The 21,046-nt window shown below is 71.5% G+C and carries 20 protein-coding genes; 15 read left to right on the forward strand and 5 right to left on the reverse strand.

What is annotated here, in order from left to right; all coding sequences use genetic code 11:
* Positions 1 to 5: 5 nt before the first annotated feature.
* Positions 6 to 845: an SAM-dependent methyltransferase gene (locus ABGB14_RS33695; RefSeq protein ID WP_347647885.1), complete on the reverse strand. Its 840-nt coding sequence runs from the start codon at positions 843 to 845 to the stop codon at positions 6 to 8.
* Between the two features lie 328 nt (positions 846 to 1,173).
* Here ABGB14_RS33695 and ABGB14_RS33700 point away from each other — a divergent pair, with 328 nt between their 5' ends.
* Positions 1,174 to 1,359, forward strand: coding sequence for a hypothetical protein (locus ABGB14_RS33700; RefSeq protein ID WP_347647886.1), 186 nt, complete (start codon positions 1,174 to 1,176; stop codon positions 1,357 to 1,359).
* 238 nt (positions 1,360 to 1,597) lie between these two features.
* Here the strand turns inward: ABGB14_RS33700 and ABGB14_RS33705 are convergent, their stop codons facing one another.
* A complete protein-coding gene (locus ABGB14_RS33705) occupies positions 1,598 to 2,401 on the reverse strand; it encodes an N-acetylmuramoyl-L-alanine amidase (protein ID WP_347647887.1) in 804 nt (267 codons plus the stop codon).
* 153 nt (positions 2,402 to 2,554) lie between these two features.
* On the opposite strand from ABGB14_RS33705, the gene ABGB14_RS33710 reads away from it, so the two are divergent.
* Positions 2,555 to 3,151 (forward strand): GNAT family N-acetyltransferase, encoded by a 597-nt coding sequence (locus tag ABGB14_RS33710; RefSeq protein ID WP_347647888.1) that lies wholly within the window; start codon positions 2,555 to 2,557, stop codon positions 3,149 to 3,151.
* 56 nt (positions 3,152 to 3,207) lie between these two features.
* Here ABGB14_RS33710 and ABGB14_RS33715 read toward each other — a convergent pair whose 3' ends face one another.
* Positions 3,208 to 3,684 (reverse strand): hypothetical protein, encoded by a 477-nt coding sequence (locus ABGB14_RS33715; protein WP_347647889.1) that lies wholly within the window; start codon positions 3,682 to 3,684, stop codon positions 3,208 to 3,210.
* Between the two features lie 170 nt (positions 3,685 to 3,854).
* On the opposite strand from ABGB14_RS33715, the gene ABGB14_RS33720 reads away from it, so the two are divergent.
* Complete coding sequence (locus tag ABGB14_RS33720; RefSeq protein WP_347647890.1) at positions 3,855 to 7,118, forward strand: BTAD domain-containing putative transcriptional regulator; 3,264 nt, start codon at positions 3,855 to 3,857, stop codon at positions 7,116 to 7,118.
* 45 nt (positions 7,119 to 7,163) lie between these two features.
* Here the strand turns inward: ABGB14_RS33720 and ABGB14_RS33725 are convergent, their stop codons facing one another.
* Complete coding sequence (locus ABGB14_RS33725; protein WP_347647891.1) at positions 7,164 to 7,586, reverse strand: Dabb family protein; 423 nt, start codon at positions 7,584 to 7,586, stop codon at positions 7,164 to 7,166.
* A 131-nt stretch (positions 7,587 to 7,717) separates the two neighbouring features.
* Between ABGB14_RS33725 and ABGB14_RS33730 the strand changes: the two genes are divergently transcribed.
* From ABGB14_RS33730 to ABGB14_RS33785, 12 genes are all read left to right on the forward strand, one after another.
* Entirely contained in the window at positions 7,718 to 8,362 is a 645-nt protein-coding gene (locus ABGB14_RS33730) for a TetR/AcrR family transcriptional regulator (protein WP_347647892.1), read from the forward strand.
* Positions 8,363 to 8,529: 167 nt separating this feature from the next.
* Entirely contained in the window at positions 8,530 to 11,028 is a 2,499-nt protein-coding gene (locus ABGB14_RS33735) for a glycoside hydrolase family 9 protein (RefSeq protein ID WP_347647905.1), read from the forward strand.
* A gap of 48 nt (positions 11,029 to 11,076) precedes the next feature.
* A complete protein-coding gene (locus ABGB14_RS33740) occupies positions 11,077 to 11,400 on the forward strand; it encodes a PadR family transcriptional regulator (RefSeq protein ID WP_132511346.1) in 324 nt (107 codons plus the stop codon).
* Positions 11,397 to 12,308 carry a hypothetical protein gene (locus ABGB14_RS33745; RefSeq protein ID WP_347647893.1) on the forward strand — a complete coding sequence of 304 codons (912 nt, stop codon included), beginning with the start codon at positions 11,397 to 11,399 and terminating at the stop codon, positions 12,306 to 12,308. The genes ABGB14_RS33740 and ABGB14_RS33745 overlap by 4 nt, the downstream gene beginning before the upstream one ends.
* 33 nt (positions 12,309 to 12,341) lie before the next feature.
* Positions 12,342 to 13,241: a hypothetical protein gene (locus ABGB14_RS33750; protein ID WP_347647894.1), complete on the forward strand. Its 900-nt coding sequence runs from the start codon at positions 12,342 to 12,344 to the stop codon at positions 13,239 to 13,241.
* A gap of 7 nt (positions 13,242 to 13,248) precedes the next feature.
* A complete protein-coding gene (locus tag ABGB14_RS33755; protein WP_347647895.1) occupies positions 13,249 to 15,036 on the forward strand; it encodes a peptidoglycan-binding protein in 1,788 nt (595 codons plus the stop codon).
* Positions 15,029 to 15,730: an ABC transporter ATP-binding protein gene (locus tag ABGB14_RS33760; protein WP_347647896.1), complete on the forward strand. Its 702-nt coding sequence runs from the start codon at positions 15,029 to 15,031 to the stop codon at positions 15,728 to 15,730. Before ABGB14_RS33755 ends, ABGB14_RS33760 begins: the two co-directional genes overlap by 8 nt.
* Positions 15,730 to 16,908 (forward strand): ABC transporter permease, encoded by a 1,179-nt coding sequence (locus ABGB14_RS33765; protein ID WP_347647897.1) that lies wholly within the window; start codon positions 15,730 to 15,732, stop codon positions 16,906 to 16,908. Before ABGB14_RS33760 ends, ABGB14_RS33765 begins: the two co-directional genes overlap by 1 nt.
* Before the next feature lie 76 nt (positions 16,909 to 16,984).
* On the forward strand, positions 16,985 to 17,617 hold the full coding sequence (locus ABGB14_RS33770) for a nucleotidyltransferase domain-containing protein (protein WP_347647898.1): 633 nt from the start codon (positions 16,985 to 16,987) through the stop codon (positions 17,615 to 17,617).
* Positions 17,614 to 18,084, forward strand: coding sequence for a hypothetical protein (locus tag ABGB14_RS33775; protein ID WP_347647899.1), 471 nt, complete (start codon positions 17,614 to 17,616; stop codon positions 18,082 to 18,084). Before ABGB14_RS33770 ends, ABGB14_RS33775 begins: the two co-directional genes overlap by 4 nt.
* Before the next feature lie 120 nt (positions 18,085 to 18,204).
* The gene (locus ABGB14_RS33780) at positions 18,205 to 18,834 is read left to right on the forward strand and encodes a TetR/AcrR family transcriptional regulator (protein ID WP_347647900.1); all 630 of its coding nucleotides are present in this window, start codon (positions 18,205 to 18,207) and stop codon (positions 18,832 to 18,834) included.
* Positions 18,835 to 18,857: 23 nt separating this feature from the next.
* Positions 18,858 to 20,279, forward strand: a complete 1,422-nt coding sequence (locus ABGB14_RS33785; RefSeq protein ID WP_347647901.1) for an aspartate aminotransferase family protein — start codon at positions 18,858 to 18,860, stop codon at positions 20,277 to 20,279.
* Between the two features lie 57 nt (positions 20,280 to 20,336).
* Here ABGB14_RS33785 and ABGB14_RS33790 read toward each other — a convergent pair whose 3' ends face one another.
* Entirely contained in the window at positions 20,337 to 20,753 is a 417-nt protein-coding gene (locus ABGB14_RS33790) for a hypothetical protein (RefSeq protein ID WP_347647902.1), read from the reverse strand.
* Between the last annotated feature and the right edge of the window lie 293 nt (positions 20,754 to 21,046).

Consider the following 21,046-nt stretch of genomic DNA (forward strand, 5'->3'; position numbering starts at 1 on the left):
CGACGTCACGGACCGTGCGGGGGCGAGCCCGCGCTGAGCCGGCCGACCCCGCCGTCGATGCGTAGTTGCGGCGTGCGGTCGAGCAGCGGGATCGCGGCGTCGTCGGCGTCGATGTGCCAGTCCTGCACCGGCACGAGGCCGGGCCCGACCAGGTCGAACCCGTCGAACAACGTGAGCACCTCGTGGTGGGCGCGGAACCTGGCCTGCGCGGGCGAGCCGGCCGTGGCCATCGTGAGCTGGGCGACCGCCTCGGGGTCGCTCTCCGCCATGGCGTGGGAAAGCACGAGATGGCTGCCCGGCGCCATGCGTTTCCTGAAGGCGGCCACGATGCCGGCCGGGTCTTCCTCGTCCATGACGAAGTGCAGCACGCCGACCATCAGCACGCACACCGGCTGGTCGAAGTCGATCAGCCCGATGACGTAGGGGTCGGCCAGGACCTCTTCTGGGCGGCGCAGGTCGGCCTGGATGCCCTCGACGCCGGGCGAGTCGGCGAGCAGCACCTGGGCGTGCATCCGCACCACGGGGTCGTAGTCGACGTAGATCACCCGGCAGGCGGGGTGCACCTCGCGGACGGCCTCGTGGATGCTGGGCGAGGTGGGGATGCCGGTGCCGAGGTCGATGAACTGCCGGATGCCCTGCCTTGCCAGGTGGCGCACCGCCGCCACCTGGAAGCGGCGGTTGGCCCTGGCCACGAGACGGGAGTCGGGCGCGACCGCGAGGAGCTTCTCCGCCACGGCCCGGTCGATGGCGAGGTGGTCCTTGCCACCGAGCAGATAGTCGTACACCCGCGCAGAACTCGGAACATTCGGGTCAACCCCGGGCGGAACACGTTCTAGCTCGGTCACTAGGGGCCTTCCTCCCTGCCTCGTAGGACTTGGTCGTCATACTACGCGGGCACACCGTCCCAGCAGAGGGCATCGCACCGGACCGGCAGGAACGTGCGGGCAGAACAGGTTCTCGCCCGCAGCCCTTTCAGGTCCCGCGGCGCCGGCTCCCGGCCTGTTCCGACCGCATCCGCGAGGCTTCTTCGTGAGCCGCTGAGGCACCGCCCTTCCCTGGTGGATCCGGAAATACAACCGCATGACCGATGCGCTTACGGCACAAGCCTGTGCATGCTGGTGGTGACGGATCCGGCGTGAGGCCTGTTCCGCACCTGAGAGGAGTCACAAGGGTATGGAGAACGCGGCAGGCCGCCCGACCGTGATCTTGGACAACGGCGTCGTCGGCAGGGTCATGCTGGCTCACCGGTCACGGCGCGACCTGGTGGTCGTACAGGGCATGGACGGCACCCTGCTCAGCTGCCAGCTCGACGACATCGCCTGCGTCGTCGGCGGCAAGCCGCTCTGCCGTGACGGCTGACCTCCCGGAGGTCGGCCACGCCCGCGACCACGTCCACGATCCGCACGCCGTCCCGGTGGACGGCCACCTGGAGCCCGCGCTCCTCGCCTGACTCGACGAGCCTGTCGGCCGCCTCCCGCACTGCCGGCCTGGCGGCTCCTTGGCGCCATCCTGCGTCCCGAACCGCTGCGGCTGGTGATCCGACGCCGAACGTCTCCCCGACCTCGACCGCACCTCGTATGGATCCCGCTGGGCCCCGCTAGCGCAGATACTGCCTGAGCCCGGCCGCCAGCGAGGTGGCGATGCGCTCCCGGAAGGCGGGCTTCGACATCCTGGCGGCGTCGCGGCTGTTGCGCATGTTGCCGCACTCGACGAACACCGCCGGCCGCTTCGACAGGTTGAGCCCGCCCAGGTCGGTACGGGTCTGCAGGCCGTCGCGCCCGGCATAGGTGGCGTACGGCATGCGCGTCCCCACCCGGTACGCCTTGCGGATCGCCAGCCCCAGCCGCCGCGACGGCCTGATGATGGCGTCGTTGTGCCCGGCGATCAGCCCCGGCATGATCACATGGAAGCCGTGCCCGCTCGCGGCGGCGCCGTCACCGTGGATGGACACGACCGCGTCCGCCCCGGCCTCGTTGCCGATGGCGGCCCGTTCGGTGATGCAGGGGCCGACGCCCTTGTCGTCGGGCCTGGTGAGCACGACCTTGGCCCCCATCTCCTCCAGCAGGGGCTTGAGCCGGCCGGCGACGTCCCAGGTGAAGGCGTGCTCGGGGTAGCCGGCCCGGGTCTGGGTGCCGATCGTGTTGCAGGGTTTGCGACCGGTGATGACGTCGACCAGGCGGTCGATCTCCTCGCGGTGCGCGGCGTTGCCGCCGTTGTGGCCGGGGTCGATCACCACGACCTTCCCCGCCAGCGGCCCTCCGCGACCGGTGGGCGACGGATCTGCCGCCGCCGACGCTGCCGGCGCCTTCGCCTCGCGTACGGCGGGCACGGCCCCCGCGCACGCGACCGACAGCGCGGCCAGCGTGGCCAGCACCGCGGATCCCGTGAGGAAGGCGCCCATGGGACCGACCGTACCCGGCGTCGGACATCAAGCCCAATACCGGCTATGACCTGGGATTTCGTGTCGTCTTCCCACACGGGCGAACGGAGGTCTACCCTCAGGAGGGGCGCGGGGCCGCCCAGGACACCGCACGCGACGAGAGGAGCCTGGGCCGTGGGAAAGACGTTCACGATGAGACCGGCCGTCCGCCACGCGGGCGCCGACGACGCCGGGCAGGTCGCGGAGCTCATCGCTACCGCGTTCGCCGAGCTCAGGGTCGTGAGATATCTGGTGCCGGAACGCCGCGAGCGGCACAAGGTCATCGCCGCCCACCACCGCATCCTCGTCGACCACGCGATCGAGCACGGCGAGGTGCACCTCATCGACGACGGCCCCGCGGCGGCGGTCTGGTTCCCGCACGTCTCGCCGCCGTCCCCGCCGTCAGCGTACGACCGCCGCCTGGCCGAGGCGACCGGCGAGTGGGCCGACCGGTTCCGGGTGCTCGACGGGCTGTTCGAAGAGCACCGTCCGGCGGAGCCCTGCGACTACCTGGCCTTCCTCGCGGTCCACCCCGACTGCCAGCGGCAGGGGCTCGGCACCGCGCTGCTCCGGTACCAGCACGCCCGGCTGGACGGCGCGCCCGCGTACCTGGAGGCCAACGACCCGCGCAACCGCGACCTGTACGCCAGGAACGGCTATCAGGGACGCGGCACGTTCGCGCTGCCCGACGGCACGGTGTTCTGGCCGATGTGGCGGCCCGCCGCGCCCTGACCCGGCGCGCGGCGCGGGGCCCCGCCGTGATACGGCGGGGCCCGCGTCAGGTACGGCTACAGCCCGGTCAGCTTGAGCTTGACGGTGTACGAGTACGCCGTCTCGTCCGTCCCGGAGATGATGTCCGTGTCGATGTGGGTCTGGCCGACGCTCAGCCCGGTGCAGGTGGCGGCCTCGGCGACCGCCGAACCGAGACTGTCGCCCTGCCCGAGGGCCGGCCGCGTGACCTCGCGCAGGTTGAAGGCCACGTTCACGCCGTTGTTGATGGCCCCGGTCGGGTAGCCGAAGTCGCTCGGGTTCGCGTCGTCCCCGCTTCTCATGTTGTGGGCGCCGTTGTTGGGGAACAGGTTGCCCTGCACCAGGAAGCGGAGCTCGTCCCGCCCGTCCTGTTCCGCCACGTTGCTGGCGTCGATGTCGTAGAGCTCCACCAGGCACGACGTGGCCATGGCGGTGGCCGGGCTCGCCACCAGCACCGCGGGTGCCGCCATGCCCAGGGCCAGGGCGAACGCGGCGATCAGTTTGTGAGAGCGCATGCTGCCTTCTCCTCGATGTGCTGACGTCTCGCGACCTTCGCGGAACGCGCCGTCAGAGTGCGGAAGGCGGCGTGAGCGCATCGTGAGCGCCCAGGTCAGTAGTGCAGAGCACACGCCATCCGTAGCGTTTGGCACAGTCAGGGGAACGGATCGCGCCTAGCCTGCCCGCTATGAGGGACTCGCTGACGCTCCTGCTGCTCGGCACGCCTGAAATGGCCATCGGAGGGGAGCCCGTGGGCATCCGCTCCGCCAAGTCCAGAGCCCTGCTCTGCTACCTCGCCGCCACGCCCGGGCCGCGCTCGCGGGCCGAGCTGGCCGGGCTGCTGTGGGGCGAGCGCCCCGACGCCAACGCCAGGGGCAGCCTGCGCCTCGCGCTCACCGAGCTGCGCAGGGAGGTGGGCCGCTGGCTCGACATCACCCGGGACCACGTGTGCCTGCGCGAGAACGACGGCTGCTTCGTGGACCACCGCCGGCTCGTCCAGGCGCAGGCGGTGGCCGAGGCGCTGCGGTTGTGGCGCGGCGAGTTCCTCGACGGCGTCTCCTTCTGCGACGCGCCCGCCTTCTCCGGATGGCTGGAGTCGGAGCGGGTACGGGTGCGCACGCTGCTGCGGGACCTGCTCGTACGTTCCGCGCCCGCGGGTTCCGCGGAGGTGCTCCGGCTGGCGCGGGTGGTGGCCGCGCTGGATCCGTACGACGAGGAGGCGCACAGGCTGCTCATCACGTCGCTGGCCAGGGCGGGCAACCGGGCCGGCGCGCTGGCCTGCTACGAGCAGCTGCGCCGGCGGCTGGCCACCGAGCTGGGCGTCGAACCCGCCCCCGAGACCCTGGCCGTCCGGCAGGAGCTCGTGCCGCGGCCCCGGCAGCCCCGCCGCGCGGCGCCGCCCGTACCCGGCACGGAGCTGATCGGCCGGGACGCGGACGTGCGGCGGTTGCGGCGGCTGCTGGCCCGCGAGCGCCTGGTCACGCTGCTCGGGCCGGGCGGCGTGGGCAAGACCCGGCTGGCCATCGCCGCCGCCTCGGACGCCGCCCCGGTCACCGGGTCGGAGACGGCGTTCGTGTCCTTCGCCGGCGTGCGGGAGGAGGCGGCCGTCACCCTGCTGGCCCGCCGCTTGGGCGTCGACCTCTCGCCGCCGCGTCCCGCCCTGGAGCTCCTGCTGTCGGCCCTTGCCCGGCGCTCCTTCCTCCTCGTGCTGGACAACCTCGAACACCTTCCCTCGTTCGACGCGGTCATCGGCGAGGTCCTGCGCGTGGCGCCCCGGGTGCGGGTCCTGGCGACGAGCCGGCGGCGGCTCGACGTGCCCGGCCAGGTGGCCGTACCCGTGGCAGGGCTGGCGCCACCGGCTGCGGAAACCCTGTTCGCGGAGCGGGCGCCGGCGGCCCGGCCGGCGTTCGACCCCGATCGCGAGGCGCCCCTCGTGGCCGCGATCTGCGCCACCACCGGCGGGCTGCCGCTGGCCATCGAACTGGCCGCCGGCCTGCTGCGGGCCGTGCCGATCGCGGAACTGGCCCAGCGCCTCGGCGTGGACACCGGCCTGCTGGCCGCCGCCGGGCCCGCCGCCCGCCCGCGGCACGCCTGCATGCGCACGGTCTTCGAGACGTCCTGGCGCCTGCTGGACGCGGCGGGGCAGCGGGCGCTGGCGGCGCTGTCGACGTTCCGCGACGGGTGCACGCTGGACGCGGCGCTGGAGGTCGCAGGGACCACCTCGCAGGTGCTGGTCCACCTCGTGGACCACAGCATGATCACCCTCACCCCCTCGGGGAGGTACGCCCTCCACCCCCTCATCCAGCAGTTCGCCGCCTCCCACCTGGAGGAGGACCCCGAGACGTGCGGGACCGTACGGAGGCGGCACGCCGCTCACTTCGCCCGCCTGCTCGACCAGCACGCCGCCGCGCTCCAGGACGCCTCGGACACGGAGGTCACCCGCGTGCTCGGCCCCGAGCTGGACAACATCCAGCTGGCCTGGGCCGCGTCCGGCGAACCCCGGTTCCTGGACCACTATTGGACGCTCTGCCTGCGATTACGCCTGTACGAGGAGTCGGGCGCCATCGTCCTGCGCCACCTCGCCCGTACGCGCGAGGCCCCGCACCTGCGTGCCCGCCGGCTCTGGATGGCGGCGGTGAGCGCGCACCAGCTCGCCAGGGAGGCCGAGGCCACCCGCCTGGCCAGGGAGGCGCTGGAGACCTTGGGCGAGCCGCTGCCCGCCTCGCCCACCGGTCTCGCGGCCGCCGCGCTGGCCGCCGCCGTCCGGCAGGCCGCGCACCGCCTGCTGCCGTGGGAGCGGACGGACGCCGCCGGTCCTGAAGCCGCGCAGGCGCTGACGTTGCTGGCCAGGCTCGCGTACTTCCAGCAGGACCTCCCCACCATGCTGGCCACCTCGCTCCGCCAGCTCAACGCCGCGGAACGTGCCACCGACCCCGCGCTGAGAGCCGAGGCGTACGCGAACTTCACCACGATCGTCCGGATCGCCGGACGCGGCCGGCTGGCCGCCCGCTACGGTGTGCTCGCCGACCGCGCGCTCGCCGGCATCCGGCACCCGACGGACGCCGCGAACCGAGCCCGGCTGGCCAGAGGGCTCGACCAGCTCCATGCGGGCGCGTTCGTGGCGGCGAGGAGGTCGTTCGCCGAGGGCCGGGCCAGGACGCTCGATCCCAGGATCGCGGAGCACTGCGCGGGCATGCTCGCGGAGACCGCGCTGTGGCGGGGTGACTTCGCGGAGGCGGCGGAGTTGTTCGCCACGACGGAGGACCTGGCTGTCAAGCGCGTGGGCGGTGACGACATCGGCCGCCACTGGTGCCTGACGGGCCGGGCGGAGGCGCTGCTGCGGATGGACGGGGTGGCGGCGGAGCGGATCGGCGAGGTGCTGGCGGGCGCCCGCGCGTCCGCCGACCGGCGCCGTGCGCATGAGAGGGAGCTGGGTCTCCGTGACGGGCCGGTCAGGCAGGCGGTCCAGGAGATGCGCCTGCTCACCGTCGCGGCCCGCCTCGCCCTCCGCGCTCCCGCGGCGGAGGGACGCGCTCCGACCGCGGACGGACCCCCGCGACCCGCGGTGGCGCAGCCGCAGAGCCCTCGGGCAGTGGCACGGGCCGCGCTGGCGGAGGCGTTGCGGCTGGCGGAGGGGTTGCCGGCCGCGCAGCCCGGCATGTTCGAGTGCTGGGCGGGGCTCGCCGAGGTGTTGTGGGAGCTCGCGCCGTGGCCGGATCGTGCGGCCGTGCACCGGCTCCACGCCCACCTGGCCGGTTACCTGTCACGCACGCCGGGCGCGGCGGCCAGGATCGGCTGGGCCCGAGCGCTCGTGCTGGCCGCCGCCGGCAGGGAGCGCGCGGCCAGGAAGGCGGCGATCGAGGCAGGGGCGGCCGCCGAGCGCCTGGCCGTGCCCTACGACCGCCACCGCGCGACGGAGCTGATCCGGCGCCTCGCCCCCACGCGCCGCTGACGGGACGTCACTCCTGATCGGGGGGCACGGCCGGCGTCCGCCTGCTCACGCGGGCTCGGGGCCTCCGTCGTCGACTCCGCTGCCTTCGTAGGAGCCGAGGTTCTCGACCAGGTGGCGCAGCTCGGGGTGATCGCTGAAGCGGTCGGCGTGCACCTGGGCGATCTTGGCGCCGATGTCGGGGTCGGGGTCGTCGGTGAGGTCCGAGGAGACCATGTCGGCCACCAGCGGCAGGCCGAGCGCGTCGATCCGGCGGTGCAGCGGGTCGTACATGTAGGTGCGGTAGGCGTCGATGTCCTTGAGCGCGTACAGGGCGCCGTAGTCGAACTCACCGCCGAAGTCGCACCCGACCAGGTGGAACTCGACGGCGTCGAGCTTCTCGCCGAGCTCGCGCATCAGGTCGAGCGCGTGCCGCACCTGATCGGCGGGGGCGTCGGGCTTCATGGCCATACGGACCTGGTGGTAGATCACGGCGTTCTCCTCACGCGAACCTTGATGCAACCTGCTGTTGCGTTTGTAGACCATAGATCGTCACCCTCGCTAGCGCAACCCATTGGTGCATTAACTTGTCCCTATGGCGGCCGGCGCCCTAACCTGTCCCCGTGGCAGGAGATCCGCTCGAAGACGTCCAGCACCTGCACGCCGACGCGGCGACCGTCCGGCCAGGAGGCCGCACGGCACGCGTCGGCGAAGCGGTCATCGACGCCACCCTGGCCGAACTGGCCGAGGTCGGCTACGGCGCGCTACGCATCGACGCCGTGGCCGAACGCGCGGGCGTCAACAAGACCACGATCTACCGCCGCTGGGGCAACAAGGTCGGCCTCGTGTCCACCGCCCTCATCGAGCGCCGCGGCGAGCTCCTCCCCCCGGCCGACACCGGCACCCTGCGCGGCGACCTCCTCGAACTGCTCAAGGAGATCCGGCTCGGGCTGCAGACCCCCTGGATCGCCGCGCTCCTGCGCGAAACCGGGCCGCGCACCGCCGAGAACTCCGACCTGTACCAACTCCTCGACGCCTTCTGGCCGGCACGTTTCCGGGCGTCGGGTGCGATGCTCGTACGCGCCGTCGAACGCGGCGAGCTGCCGCCCGGCACCGATCCCGACTTCCTGCTGGAGGCGATCTCCGGACCGCTCTACTTCCGCCTGCTCATGCTCGGCCGTCCACTCGACGACGCGTTCCTCGAGAAGACGGCCGACTTCGTCCTCAAGGGCGCCGGCGCCCAGACGGCGGGCATCAGCCAGGGCTGAAAGTTTCACGGCCTTCCGGGGGCGATGGCGCCGGGCGTCGCCGGGGCGTTGACGAGGTGGCGGACGGGAAAGCAGTATCAGGGCGCGCGCCGTTTGGGAGCGCTCCCACCCTCCATCGAAGGACCTCCATGACCCGATGCCGGGCCGCCCTGCTGGCCCTCCTCACCATGGTCGCCCTGTCCCCGGCCGCGCACCCGGGCACGGCGGCGCACGCCGACGAGGGACCCGAGCAGATCGTGAACGGCGCCTTCGACGCCGGCACCGCTCCCTGGTGGGGCACCGCCAACCTCACCCTCGCCGTGGACGAGGGCCGGCTGTGCGCCGACATCCCCGGCGGCACCGCCAACCCGTGGGACGTGATCATCGGCCAGGACGGCATCCCGCTGGTGGAGGGCGAGACGTACGCGTACCGCTTCGCCGCCTCGGCGACCCCCGCCAAGGTCGGCCGCGCGCTGATCCAGCTCCCGGTCGACCCGTGGACGCAGTATCTGTCGGCCGCCCCCGAGCTCAGCGTCTCGGGTGACGACTACTCCTACACGTTCACCGCACCCGTGTCGCTGCCCGACGCCCAGGTCGTCTTCCAACTGGGCGGCAGCGCCGAGCCATGGAGGTTCTGCATGGACGACGTCTCGCTGAAGGGCGGTGCCGAGCCGGAGGAGTACGAACCGGACACCGGACCGCGCGTGCGCGTGAACATGGTCGGCTACCTCCCGGCGGGCCCCAAGAAGGCCACCGTGGTCACCGCCGAGACCACGGCACTGGAGTGGGAGCTCAAGGACACCGACAAGAAGACCGTCGCCAGGGGCAGGACCACGCCGAGAGGCGTGGACGCCAGCTCCGGCGAGAACGTGCACACCCTCGACTTCAGCTCCTACCGCAAGCCGGGCAAGGGCTACACGGTGACGGCGGACGGCGAGACCAGCCGGCCGTTCGACATCGATGCCGGCCTCTACGACGAGCTGCCGGCCGACGCGCTGAAGTTCTACTACACGCAGCGCAGCGGCATCGAGATCCTCGACGCCCTCCGGCCCGGCTACGGCAGGCCGGCCGGCCACGCCGGAGTCGCGCCGAACCAGGGCGACGTCGAGGTGCCGTGCCAGCCGGGCGTCTGCGACTACACGCTGAACGTCAAGGGCGGCTGGTACGACGCCGGCGACCACGGCAAGTACGTCGTCAACGGCGGCATCTCGGTGCACCAGCTCATGTCCGCGTACGAACGGAACAAGGCGGCGTTCACGGACCGGCAGCTCGCCATCCCGGAGAGCGGCAACGGCGTTCCCGACGTGCTGGACGAGGCCCGCTGGGAGCAGGAGTTCCTGCTGAGCATGCAGGTGCCGGACGGCGAGCGGGACGCGGGGATGGCCCACCACAAGATCCACGACCAGAACTGGACGGGGCTGCCGCTGCTGCCGCACCTGGACCCGCAGCCGCGTGAGCTGCACCCGCCGTCGACCGCCGCCACTCTCAACCTGGCCGCGACGGCGGCGCAGGCGGCGCGGCTGTTCGCGCCGTACGACGCCGCGTTCGCCGCCAGGAACCTGGAGGCGGCCCGCAGGGCGTGGGCGGCGGCGAAGGCGAACCCGGAGCGGTACGCCGATCCGGCCGACGGCGTGGGCGGCGGCGCCTACAACGACGCCGACGTGAGCGACGAGTTCTACTGGGCGGCGGCGGAGCTGTTCATCACCACGGGCGAGAAGGAGTTCCAGGAGTTCGTGCTGGGATCGCCGCACCACACCGGCGACGTCTGGCGCGATCGCGGGTTCGACTGGGGCAACACCGCGCAGCTGGGCCGGCTGGAGCTGGCGACCGTGCCGAACGCCATCCCCGACCGTGGCCGGGTGCGCAAGTCGGTGATCGAGGGGGCGGACAAGTATCTCGCCGTCCAGAAGGCGCACCCGTACGGGCTGCCGTACAACCCGCCGGACTTCGACTGGGGCTCCAACAATCTGGTGCTGAACAACCTGGTCGTCGTGGCCACGGCCTACGACCTGACGGGGCGGGAGAGGTACCTGGCTGCCGTACGCGAGGGCATGGACTACCTCCTGGGCCGTAACGCGCTCAACCAGTCGTACGTGACCGGCTACGGCGAGGTGGCCTCGAAGAACCAGCACAGCCGCTGGTACGCCCGCCAGCTCGACCCCGCCCTGCCGAACCCGCCGCGCGGCACGCTGGCCGGCGGCCCCAACTCCGCCATCCAGGACCCGGTCGCGCAACGCCTGCTGCAGGGCTGCAAGCCGCAGTTCTGCTACATCGACGACATCGAGTCGTGGGCGACGAACGAGCTGACCATCAACTGGAACGCCCCGCTGGCGTGGGTGGCGGCGTTCCTGGCGGACGGCGGCGGGCGCTCCGACTGCCGGGTGCGCTACTCGGGGCACGGCTCGTGGCCTGGCGGGTTCATCGCCCAGGTGGTGATCGAGAACACCGGCAGGCAGAGCGTGGACGGCTGGAGCCTGCGCTGGTCGTGGCTCGGCGGCCAGCGCGTGAAGGAGGGCTGGGGCGTGAAGCTGGCGCAGTCGGGTTCGGTGGTGACGGCCACAGGGCTGGGCTGGAACGACCGGATCAAGCCGGGCAGGTCGGTGACGTTCGGGTTCGCCGGCACCCGCGGCGCGGGCCCGGATCCTGCCCCCGAGGTCTTCCACCTGAACGGCGAGCGCTGCGCGTGACGGGTGGAGCCGTTGCACACGCTCCGTTGAACGGAATACTGTCGCCCCATGCCGAGGGGAACATCTGAAGTCAGCGAGCCGATGTACTTCGTGCTCACCGCCCTGCGCGCGGGCCCGCTGCACGGACACGCGATCAGCAAGTCGATCAAGGAGCTGTCCGCGGGCAGGGTGCAGCCTTCGGTCGGCACCCTCTACGGCATCCTGGAGCGGCTGAACGAGCGCGGAGTGATCACCGTCGACCGCGAGGAGACGGTGAACGGCCGCAACCGCCGCTATTTCAGGATCACCGACGAGGGCCAGGCGCTCGTGGAGGCCGAGGCCAGGCGGATGCAGGAGGCCGCCTCCCTCGTCCTTCGGCCGTCCAGCACATGACCGCCGCCCCGCCCGCGGCCGCCATGAGTGCTCTGGAGCGCCGCTACCGCAGGTTGTTGCGGGCCTATCCGCGCGCCTACCGCGCGGCGCACGGTGACGAGCTGCTCGACGTGTTACTGGAGTCGGCCGGCCCCGGCAGGACCGTGCCGGTGCCGAGGGAGGCGTGGGGCCTGCTGTCGGGCGGCGTGCGCAGCCGCATCGTGCACCTGGCGACGGGCAACCCGTGGAAGGACGGCCTGCACCTGGGCGTGACGGCCCTGGCGGCGGCTCAGCTGGCGGCGCTGCTGCCGTACGCGGGGGCGATGCCGCTGTGGACGGCGGCGTCGGCGCTCGCCCTGGTCGCCGTCCTGCGCGGGTGGGCGTGGGCGGCGATCCCGCTCACGCTGGTCGTCGGCATGAAGGCGGTCGCGATCGCGGGCGGCCGGCAGATCTTCGACCTCACGCTGCTGCCCGTCTACCCGTCGCCGCTCGGCGATCAGGCGTTGTTCGCCGACAGCGGCCCCTACGTGGTGGCGGGCGGCTACGCGGTCACGCTGGCCGGCCTGGGGGTGCTGGCCACGCGCGGGCGGCCGCTGCGGGCCAGGTCGTGGTGGTGGTGCGCGGCGGCCGTGGCGGCCGCGTGGTCGGGCCCGCAGTGGATGGCGGAGGAGAGCACGTTCTCCCTCTCCCTGAGCAGGATGGCCGTGGAGGCGGCGGCGTTCGGGCTGGCGGCGGGGGGCGGCTACCTGGCGCGCGACTACCGGTGGGCGCTGGGGGCGGGGATCTATCTGGCGGTGGCGTCGGGTGACCTGGCCGCCCATTCCGCCGAGCTGACCAGGCAGCACCTGGCCTATTGGGGCGTGCTCGCGGTGCTGGCGCTCTGGGCCGCCGGCGCGCCCTTCCGGCAACGGCGGCACTGCCTGGATTGACCATACTCTGTTGAACGGAGTATGTTCTCCGCCATGCCGTACAGACTCCACGTGCGCACGCTCCTGCCGCTGGCCGCCCTGGCCCTGCTCTGCGGCTGCGGGGGCGCCGCAGGGACCGCCGGGCCCTCGCCCAGCGCGACGAGTGACAAGAAACACCGGCTCGAAGCGGCCAAGGCCGACTGCATGAAGCAGAAGGGCTTCAAGTACGTCCCGCACGTGTCGCGCCTTCAGGTGCCGGACACCGACGAGAGCCGCAAGCGCGCAGCAGGCGACTACCAAACGTTGCGGAAATATCGCGAAAAATACGGGTTCGGGGTGTTCGCCCTGTACGTCTACCCGAAGGAGATGGGGAACCCGGCCGTCAAGCCCGACAACCCTGAGATCAATCCCAACTGGAAGATCCAGTCCTCCCTCTCCAAGGCCCAGATGGGCGCCTACCGCAAGGCGCTGGACGCCTGCATGGCCACGGCGGCCGGCCAGGTGCTCGGCCTGGAGCTGAAGCCGGGCGCCGACTACCACGCCGAGCAGAACAAGGCCCGCCGGCGCGCGCTCAAGAGCGGCGTCAACAGCGATCCAGAGCTGATCGAGCTCGCCGGCGCCATGGCCGCCTGCCTGAAGGGCAAGGGCCACGCGATCAGCGACACCACGCCACTGGCCATGGCGGAGCGCGGCCCGGAGAAGTTCCGTGCCCAGGAGGACAGGCTGGGCCGGGCGCAGCGGGACGACGTGCCCGACGTCGCGCCTCCGCCGAAGGAGGACGAGGTGCCGATGACCTACGCGCCGACCCTCACCCCCGAGGAGGCCCGCCCCTACCTGAACAGGGAGATCAAGGCGGCGCTCGACGACCTCGAGTGCGGCAGGGCCTTCTACCCCGCCTACCTCCCGCGCGAGCAGGCGATCAACAAGCAGGTCAACGACCAGTTCGGCATGTGAAGCCCCCATGAAGTCGCCACGCAGGCTCATGGCCGGCGTCATCGCCGGCGTCGTCGTCATCGCCGCCGTGGGCTGGGCGCTGAGCACCCGGCTCCGCTCTCCCGCCGACGAGGCGGCCCGCAGGGCCGCGCCCAGGCCCTCGCTCGTCACCGCCGCCGTCGAGCGCCGCAAGCTCGTCAGCACCGTCACGACCAGCGGCACCCTGGAGTACGGCTCGCCCCTGCCCATCAGCCTGGCCGGCGCGGTCGGCGGCCCAGTGGCGGACCCGGTCGGCGGCGCGTCAGGGCTGCAACGGGCGACCCGGGCTCCGCGCAAGGGCCGGATCAAGGAGGGCGCGGTGCTGATGGAGGTCAACGGCCGCCCGGTGTTCGCGCTGCGCGGCTCCGTGCCGATGCACCGCACGATCGCGCCCGGCAGCGAGGGCGACGACGTCAGGCAACTGCAGCGGGCGCTGCGCCGGCTGGGCTTCGGCGGCCCGCTGACGGGCGTGTTCGACCGCGCCACGATCGCCGCGCTCACCAGGATGTACGCGAAGAAGGGGTACGAGGCCCAGGAGCCGACGCTGGCCGACCGGCAGGCGTACGACACCCTGCGCAAGGCCGTGCAGACGGCGCGGGAGACCCTCGCGACCGAGGAGAAGGCGCTGGACCAGGGCCGCGACGTGCTGCCGCTGAAGGTCAAGCTCGACAACGCCGAGGCGGACATGACGTCGGCGAAACGGGCGCTGAAGAAGGCCGAGGAACAGCGGCTGACGCCCGAGGACGAGACCGAGCTCGCGGCGGCCGACGCGGCCGTGCGCGCGGCGGAGGAGAAGCTGGCGGCGGCCGAGCAGGCGCTGGAGGCGGCCAGGACCCCGCCGACCCCCGGGCCCACGGCGACCCCCGGCCCCACGGCCACGCCCACGTCCGGGACGTCCGTCGTCGCGGCGACCCAGCCACCGGCCGACACGAGCGTGCTGCGGATGAGGGTGGAGAACGCCAGGGCCGACCTCGCCGCCGCCCACGAGGCGCGCGGCCGCGTCCTGGAGAAGGCGCGCCAGGCCAGGGAGAAGCGGCTGGAGGAGCTGCGCAAGGCCGTGCGCACCGCCAAGGAGGCGCTGGCCACGGCCCGGCAGGCGCTGCGGCAGGCCCGGCAGCTCTCCCCCACCAGGCTCAAGGTGGCGGGCGCCAGGAAGGACGTGGCGGCGGCCAGGGCGATGCTGGCCGAGTACGCCCGCACGTACGGCACCTCCGTCCCGCCCGGCGAGGTGGTGTTCCTGCCGAAGTTGCCCGCCCGGGTGCAGAAGGTGTCGGTGAAGGCCGGGCAGCGGATCGAGGACGAGGTCGCCACGGTGACCAGCTCGTCGTTCATGGTGACCGCGAGCGTCGAGGCGGCGGAGTCCGAGCTGCTGCGCGCGGGCATGGAGGCGAGCATCGAGCTCGACACGGGGAAAACGTACCAGGCCACGCTCACCGCGACCGGCGACCAGGCCAAGGTGCCGGGCGGCGAGGAGCCCGCCGCGGGACAGGATGGCGGCACCGTACCGATCCTGCTCACTCCCACCAAGGGCAAAGGGCTCAGGGCGGGGACGGCGGTGACGGCGCGGGTCAGCGTAGGGGCGACCGAGGAGCCCGTGCTGGTGGTCCCGGTGGCCGCGGTGATCACTTCGGCGGACGGGAGGGCCCGCGTACGCGTCGAGTACGCGCCCGACAGGACCAAGGACGTCGAGGTGCGCACGGGCCTGACCGCGGACGGGAACGTCGAGGTCACCGGCGAGCTCGAGGAGGGCGACCGGGTGGTGGTCAGCGGTGGCTGAACCGGTCATCGAGCTGACGGAGGTGTGCAGGGATTTCCCCGCCCTGCCGCCGGTCCGCGCCCTCGACCGCGTCACGCTCAGGGTGGGCAGGGGCGACTACGTGGCCGTCACCGGCCCGTCGGGCTCCGGGAAGTCCACCCTGCTCAACGTGCTCGGGCTGCTGGACCGGCCCAGTTCGGGCAGCTACCGGCTGGACGGCGCCGAGACCACCGCCCTGCGCGACGGCGCCAGGACCCGGTTGCGCGGCGACCGGATCGGCTTCGTCTTCCAGTCGTTCCACCTGCTGTCCCACCGCAGCGTCGTGGAGAACGTCATGCTCGCCGAGATCTACCGCTCCCGCACGGCTGTCAGCACGATCAGGAAGGGGCGCGGCGGCAGGCGCGAACGGGCGATGGCCGCGCTGGAGCGGGTCGGCGTCGCCCACCGCGCCGGCTTCCTGCCCGGCCTGCTGTCAGGCGGCGAACGCCAGCGGGCGGCCATCGCCAGAGCCCTCATGGGCGAGCCGTCGCTGCTGCTGTGCGACGAGCCCACCGGCAACCTCGACAGCCGCAACACCGAGGCGATGCTCGGCCTGTTCGACGAGCTGCGCGGGCAGGGGCTGACGATCGTGGTCATCACGCACGAGCAGGAGGTCGGCGCGCGGGCCGGGCGACGGGTGCGCATCACCGACGGTGTGCTGGTCGAGGAGGGCTGATGCGCGTACGCGACCTGATCGGCGAGGCCGTCGCCGGCATGCTCGCCCGGCCGGTGCGCTCGGCCCTCACCACGCTCGGCACCGTGCTCGGCATCACCACGCTCGTCGTCACGCTCGGCGTGGCCGCGACGGCGGGCAACCAGATCGTCGGCCGTTTCGACGCGCTGGTGGCCACGGCCATCACCGTGGAGGTGCCCGAGTCGGAGTTCGAGCCGCTGGTGGAGTGGGACGCGATCGACCGGCTGACCCGGCTGCGCGGCGTGGAGTCGGCCGCCGCGGTGTCCGAGAGCAAGGACAGCACGAACCTGTCCGTACGCTCCAACGACATCGTGGACCCGACCAGGGTCACCACGCAGTCCTTGACCGTGTTGTCCGCGACGACCGGGTTGCCGGAGGCGGCGCGCGGCCGGATGGTGCAGGGCCGCTTCTACGACACGGGACACATCCGGCGGGGCGACCGCGTGGCGGTGATCGGCGACCAGGCGGCTCGGGCACTCGGCGTCACCCGGCTCGACCGGTCACCGGCGATCTTCATCGGAAAGCACGCGTACACGGTCATCGGCGTCATGGGCGACCTGCGCCGCGAGCGGAACCTGAGCACCGCGGTGATCGTGCCGCCCACCGCGGGACGGCAGTTCGGGCTGCGCGACGTCACCCGGGTGCTGGTCAACACCACCCTGGGCGCCGCCGGGCTGATCGCCGGGCAGGCGCCGGCCGCGCTCAGCCCGGGGAACGGCGACATGCTCCAGGTGGTCGCCCCGCCCAGCCCCACCAGGGCCCGCGACCAGGCGCAGGACGACGTCAACGCGCTCTTCCTCATCCTCGGCCTGGTCTCTCTTGTCGTGGGGGCCGTCGGCATCGCGAACGTCACCCTGGTCACCGTCATGGAACGCGTACCCGAGATCGGCCTGCGCCGCGCGCTCGGCGCCGCCCGCCGGCACGTCGCCGCCCAGTTCCTGCTGGAGTCGACGCTGATCGGGCTGACCGGCGGCGTGATCGGCGCCAGCCTGGGCGTGGTCACCGTGGTCGCCGTCTCGGCCGCCAAGCAGTGGACGCCGCTCCTGGACGTGCGCCTGGCGATCGCCGCGCCCGTCGCGGGCGCCGTGGTGGGGCTGCTGGCCGGGCTCTACCCGGCGCTGCGCGCGGCCAGAATGGAGCCGGTGGACGCCCTGAGGTGACGCACACCATGACTCCGACCAGGTATTCTGGCAAAGAGCCAGGATATGCTGGCGTTTTGACAGTAAACTACAGAGCGTGATCCACATGTCACGCATGCCCTCGACCAAGGACGCAGGCATGCAACATCCTCCGCCTCCTGTCTTTCCCATCTTCCGCTCCAAGATCACGTGTACGGTGCTCGCCCACACGTACTTGGGCGGCGGGGAGACCTCAGTCAGCGAGTTGGCCGCAATTGCCCAAACCGACAGTGGCACGATGGCGCGCGAGGTATCCAGGCTGGAGCAAGCCGCAGTACTCGGTAGTCGGCATGTCGGCCGTACCAAACTGGTGCACGCCAATAAAACGGCCCCTTTCTACGGACCGTTGCTCGACCTCGTCACGATCACCTTGGGTCCAGTACAGGTCCTCGCAGAGGAACTGGCCGACGTCGAAGGCATCGAAGTAGCCGCCGTATTCGGTTCATGGGCGGCACGCATACAGGGAGAGGCCGGTCCCGCACCAGTGGACATCGACCTCCTCGTCGTCGGCCGACCGGATCGTGACGATCTCCACGACGCCACGGGACGCGCCGGATCAAGGCTTGCCCGCCAGGTCAACACCGTCGTCGTCACTCGCACACGGTGGGAAGCGAACGAAGACGGATTCATCCGTGAGCTTCACAAGCGCCCGCTGGCGAACGTACCGATTGTCGACGGAGAGAACGAATGACGAGTTGGGGGCGAGGGCGGGACGAGATCGTCGGCATGCTACAACGACGCGAACTCACCCAGGTCACCGCAGACTCTGAGCTCGCCGAACGCCTGATCGCAACCGCCCGGCAGCACTTGGTCAGCGCCGAGGCACTGGCCAGCACAGATCCACACCTCGCTTACGCGGCCCTGCACGACGCGGTACGCAAGTCATTGGCGGCGCTTCTGCAGATGCAGGGCCTACGTGCGACGACAACCGGCGGCCACCTTGCGATCCAACATGCCGCTCGAGCACAGTTCGGCACGTCCATGGGGGCGATCCTCCGGCCGATCGACCGCATTCGTACGACTCGCCACGAAAGCGAATATCCAACGCCCTCCACTTGGATCGACGAGGATACCGTTCGCGACGACCTTTCGGCGGCGACAGCTGTCGTTGAAGCTGCGGGAAGAGCGCTTCCCCACCTTTCGCCGTTCGTGCCATGAAGACAAGCTGAACGCGACCCGCTCGCGCCCCATAGGGCTGATCCGAGCCACGGCGGCCGAAGGTAGATTTCCCCATCAAGTGATTGACTGAGCTGTGGCAGCCGAATTACGTTCGGTAGCATGCCACCCGGAGAGAACGCACAGGTCGCGCAGATCCTCAAGGTCGCGACGCAGCTGTTCGCCGCGCTGGGCTACGACGGCACCTCGACGCGCCAGATCGCCGACGCTGCCGGGCTCAACATCGCCACCGTCAACTACCACGTGGGCGGCAAGCGCGAGCTCTACCTCGCCGTCATGGAACGCGCGCACCTGGCGGAGAAGGCAGCCCTGGAGCAGGCGCTCGACCGGTTGCCCGGCGACGACCCCGCCGCCGGGATCCACCGGCTGGTCGACGACTACCTCGACTTCTGCGTGGACAACCCCGAGGTGCCCGCCCTGTGGATGCACCGATGGCTCTCCGACGCGGGCGACATCACCGAGTTGGAGCGCCGCTACGTGCAGCCGCTCTTCGCCGCGGTCGCCGCCACCATGCGTCCCATCGCCGAGTCAGGGCTGATCGACGCGAGAGTGGACCTCGAATACGCGATGTGGACGGTCGTCTGGTCCGTGCACGGCTTCGCCAAGGGCGGAGTGCTCGACGACCAGGGCCGCCGCAGAGGAGCCGGCGACCGGGCCGTGCTGCGCCGTTTCCGCGCCCACCTGCACCTGACCCTGCACCGCATGCTCAGCCTGCCCGGCGACCCCCGGTGAGCTTCGCCCCCGAAGGAGCCCGCGTGAACCTCCCCCTGACCGGACGGACGGCCGAGGACCTGCTGAGCGAGATCGCCAGGCTCAAGGGGAACGACTTACCGGTGCGCGGCGGCCAGGTGACCGCGTACGTCTACGACACCGGACGGCCCGAGATCGGCGAGGCGGCGGCGCGGGCGTACGCCGAGATGCTGGAGGTCAACTGCCTCGACCCGACCGCGTTCCCCAGCGTGGTCGAGATGGAGCGGCAGGTCGTCGGCGCGGTCGCGGACCTGCTCGGCGGCGGCCACGGCATCTTCACCAGCGGCGGCACCGAGTCGATCATGCTGGCGGTCAAGGCCGCCCGCGACGCCGCACGGAGCTCCCGCCCCAACCTCGTGCTGCCGGTCACCGCCCACCCGGCCTTCCACAAGGCGGCGCACTACCTCGGGATCGAGGTCGTGCCGGTGCCCGTGGACCTGGCGACGTACAAGGTGCGGGCCCGCGACGTCGAGGCCGCGATCGACGCGGACACGATCCTGGTGGCCGTGTCCGCGCCCTCCTACCCCCAAGGGGTGGTCGACCCGATCGAGGAGGTCGCCGCCGTGGCCGCGGGCGCGGGCGTTCCGTGCCACGTGGACGCGTGCGTCGGCGGGTGGCTGCTCCCGTGGTTACGGGAGGCGGGGGCGGCGGTCCCGCCGTTCGACCTGTCCGTGCCCGGGGTCACGTCCCTCTCCTGCGACCTGCACAAGTTCGGGTACGCCCCCAAGGGCGCCTCCGTGGTGCTGTTCGCCGACCCGGCGATGCGGCGCAGGGCGTACTTCGCCTCGGCCGCCTGGCCCGGCTACACGATCATCAACGCGACCGTGCAGAGCTCCAGGTCGGCGGGCCCGCTCGGCGGCGCGTGGGCCACGCTGCAGGCGCTCGGCAGGCAGGGGTACGTCGAGCTCGGCCGGGCCACGCTGGAGGCGACGGCCAGGCTGCGCGAAGGAATCACCGCGATCCCCGGGCTGCGCGTGCTGGGCGAGCCCGAGTCGTCGCTGGTGGCGTTCGCCGGGGACGGGATCGACGTGTTCGTGCTGGCGGACGAGGCCCGGGCGCGGGGCTGGTTCCTGCAACCGCAGCTCTCCTACGCCGGCATCCCGGCCAACCTGCACATCACGGTCACGGGGGTGACGATGGCAGGGGTGGAGGCCATGCTGAAGGTCATCGCCGAGTCGGCCGAGTCCGCCCGGCTGCGCGGCCCGGTCATGCTGCCCGACGGGCTGGTGGAGCTGGTGGCGGGGCTCGACCTGGACGCCCTCGACGACGCCGCGTTCGCGGAGCTGGCCGCGTCGGTGGGCGTGGACCTACGGCCGGGGGCGGGGCAGCCGGAGATGGCGACGGTCAACGCCGTCCTGGACGCGCTCCCCGCTCCGGCCAGGGAGGCGGTGCTGGTGCGCTTCCTGTCGGTCATCTACGGCTCGTAGCCTGCCCGGCATCGCTGACGTGCTGTATGAGCTGGCTATCCGGGATTCCCGTGCGCGTCAGCACTTCTTCGGCGACGTCACCTTCACAACGTCACGACCGACCGTGGAGATCTTCTTCTTTCCTTTTGTATGTGGATTCACGGTGAGGCACTTTCCCTTTACAGGCTCAGGGATGCCTGCACCGTCGACCCACGTTTGAATGCGGCGCTTCTGATCGCAGTGGTTGTTGAAGTAGATGGTCGTCGAGACATTGCCGCCGGTCCCCCAAGAGACACTGAGCTTCTTTCCCTTGGGAGACTTGCAGTCGAATTTTTTGCGTAGAACGTCTCTGGGCTCTGCATGTGTGGCCGTTACGGCCGCTGTCGCCATGGTCGCCCCCGCTGGGAGACTGCTTGCGACCGCCGACGAAGCAGTGGTTACGGTGAGCGCGGACACAACAAACAGACCGCCGACGACGCCTGTCAGCAATTTCATGGACAATCCTTCACTCCGAGGCGTGGCGCGGACAGCGTGCAGCCTTTATGTCGAGGCCGATTCAAGGGTCCAGCCGTCCGACTGTTCTTTGACCCACGAGCCAGGGTGCCATGAACTATTGAATTTGTCGTTGGCAGTGCTTACACATGCAATTAGCACAGCACCTACCTCGATGATTCACGGGTTTGGGTGGCTTCGCCCAGCGTGACGGCTGGATGATTTGTGGATCTTCAATTGGGTTTCTGGGCAGCGGGGTGGGTCGGCGGTCACGCCGGTGGTGCCGGGTCCACGGG

Source organism: Nonomuraea sp. B10E15, assembly GCF_039871615.1.
Classification (GTDB): domain Bacteria; phylum Actinomycetota; class Actinomycetes; order Streptosporangiales; family Streptosporangiaceae; genus Nonomuraea.

Excerpts from the sequence above, each read along its gene's own strand:
- ABGB14_RS33765 (WP_347647897.1), top strand. The coding sequence starts at position 15,730 with ATGCGCGTACGCGACCTGATCGGCGAGGCCGTCGCCGGCATGCTCGCC.
- ABGB14_RS33720 (WP_347647890.1), top strand. The coding sequence starts at position 3,855 with ATGAGGGACTCGCTGACGCTCCTGCTGCTCGGCACGCCTGAAATGGCC.
- ABGB14_RS33745 (WP_347647893.1), top strand. The coding sequence starts at position 11,397 with ATGACCGCCGCCCCGCCCGCGGCCGCCATGAGTGCTCTGGAGCGCCGC.
- ABGB14_RS33740 (WP_132511346.1), top strand. The coding sequence starts at position 11,077 with ATGCCGAGGGGAACATCTGAAGTCAGCGAGCCGATGTACTTCGTGCTC.
- ABGB14_RS33750 (WP_347647894.1), top strand. The coding sequence starts at position 12,342 with ATGCCGTACAGACTCCACGTGCGCACGCTCCTGCCGCTGGCCGCCCTG.
- ABGB14_RS33700 (WP_347647886.1), top strand. The coding sequence starts at position 1,174 with ATGGAGAACGCGGCAGGCCGCCCGACCGTGATCTTGGACAACGGCGTC.
- ABGB14_RS33715 (WP_347647889.1), bottom strand. The coding sequence starts at position 3,684 with ATGCGCTCTCACAAACTGATCGCCGCGTTCGCCCTGGCCCTGGGCATG.
- ABGB14_RS33735 (WP_347647905.1), top strand. The coding sequence starts at position 8,530 with ATGGTCGCCCTGTCCCCGGCCGCGCACCCGGGCACGGCGGCGCACGCC.
- ABGB14_RS33790 (WP_347647902.1), bottom strand. The coding sequence starts at position 20,753 with ATGAAATTGCTGACAGGCGTCGTCGGCGGTCTGTTTGTTGTGTCCGCG.
- ABGB14_RS33705 (WP_347647887.1), bottom strand. The coding sequence starts at position 2,401 with ATGGGCGCCTTCCTCACGGGATCCGCGGTGCTGGCCACGCTGGCCGCG.
- ABGB14_RS33755 (WP_347647895.1), top strand. The coding sequence starts at position 13,249 with ATGAAGTCGCCACGCAGGCTCATGGCCGGCGTCATCGCCGGCGTCGTC.
- ABGB14_RS33775 (WP_347647899.1), top strand. The coding sequence starts at position 17,614 with ATGACGAGTTGGGGGCGAGGGCGGGACGAGATCGTCGGCATGCTACAA.
- ABGB14_RS33780 (WP_347647900.1), top strand. The coding sequence starts at position 18,205 with ATGCCACCCGGAGAGAACGCACAGGTCGCGCAGATCCTCAAGGTCGCG.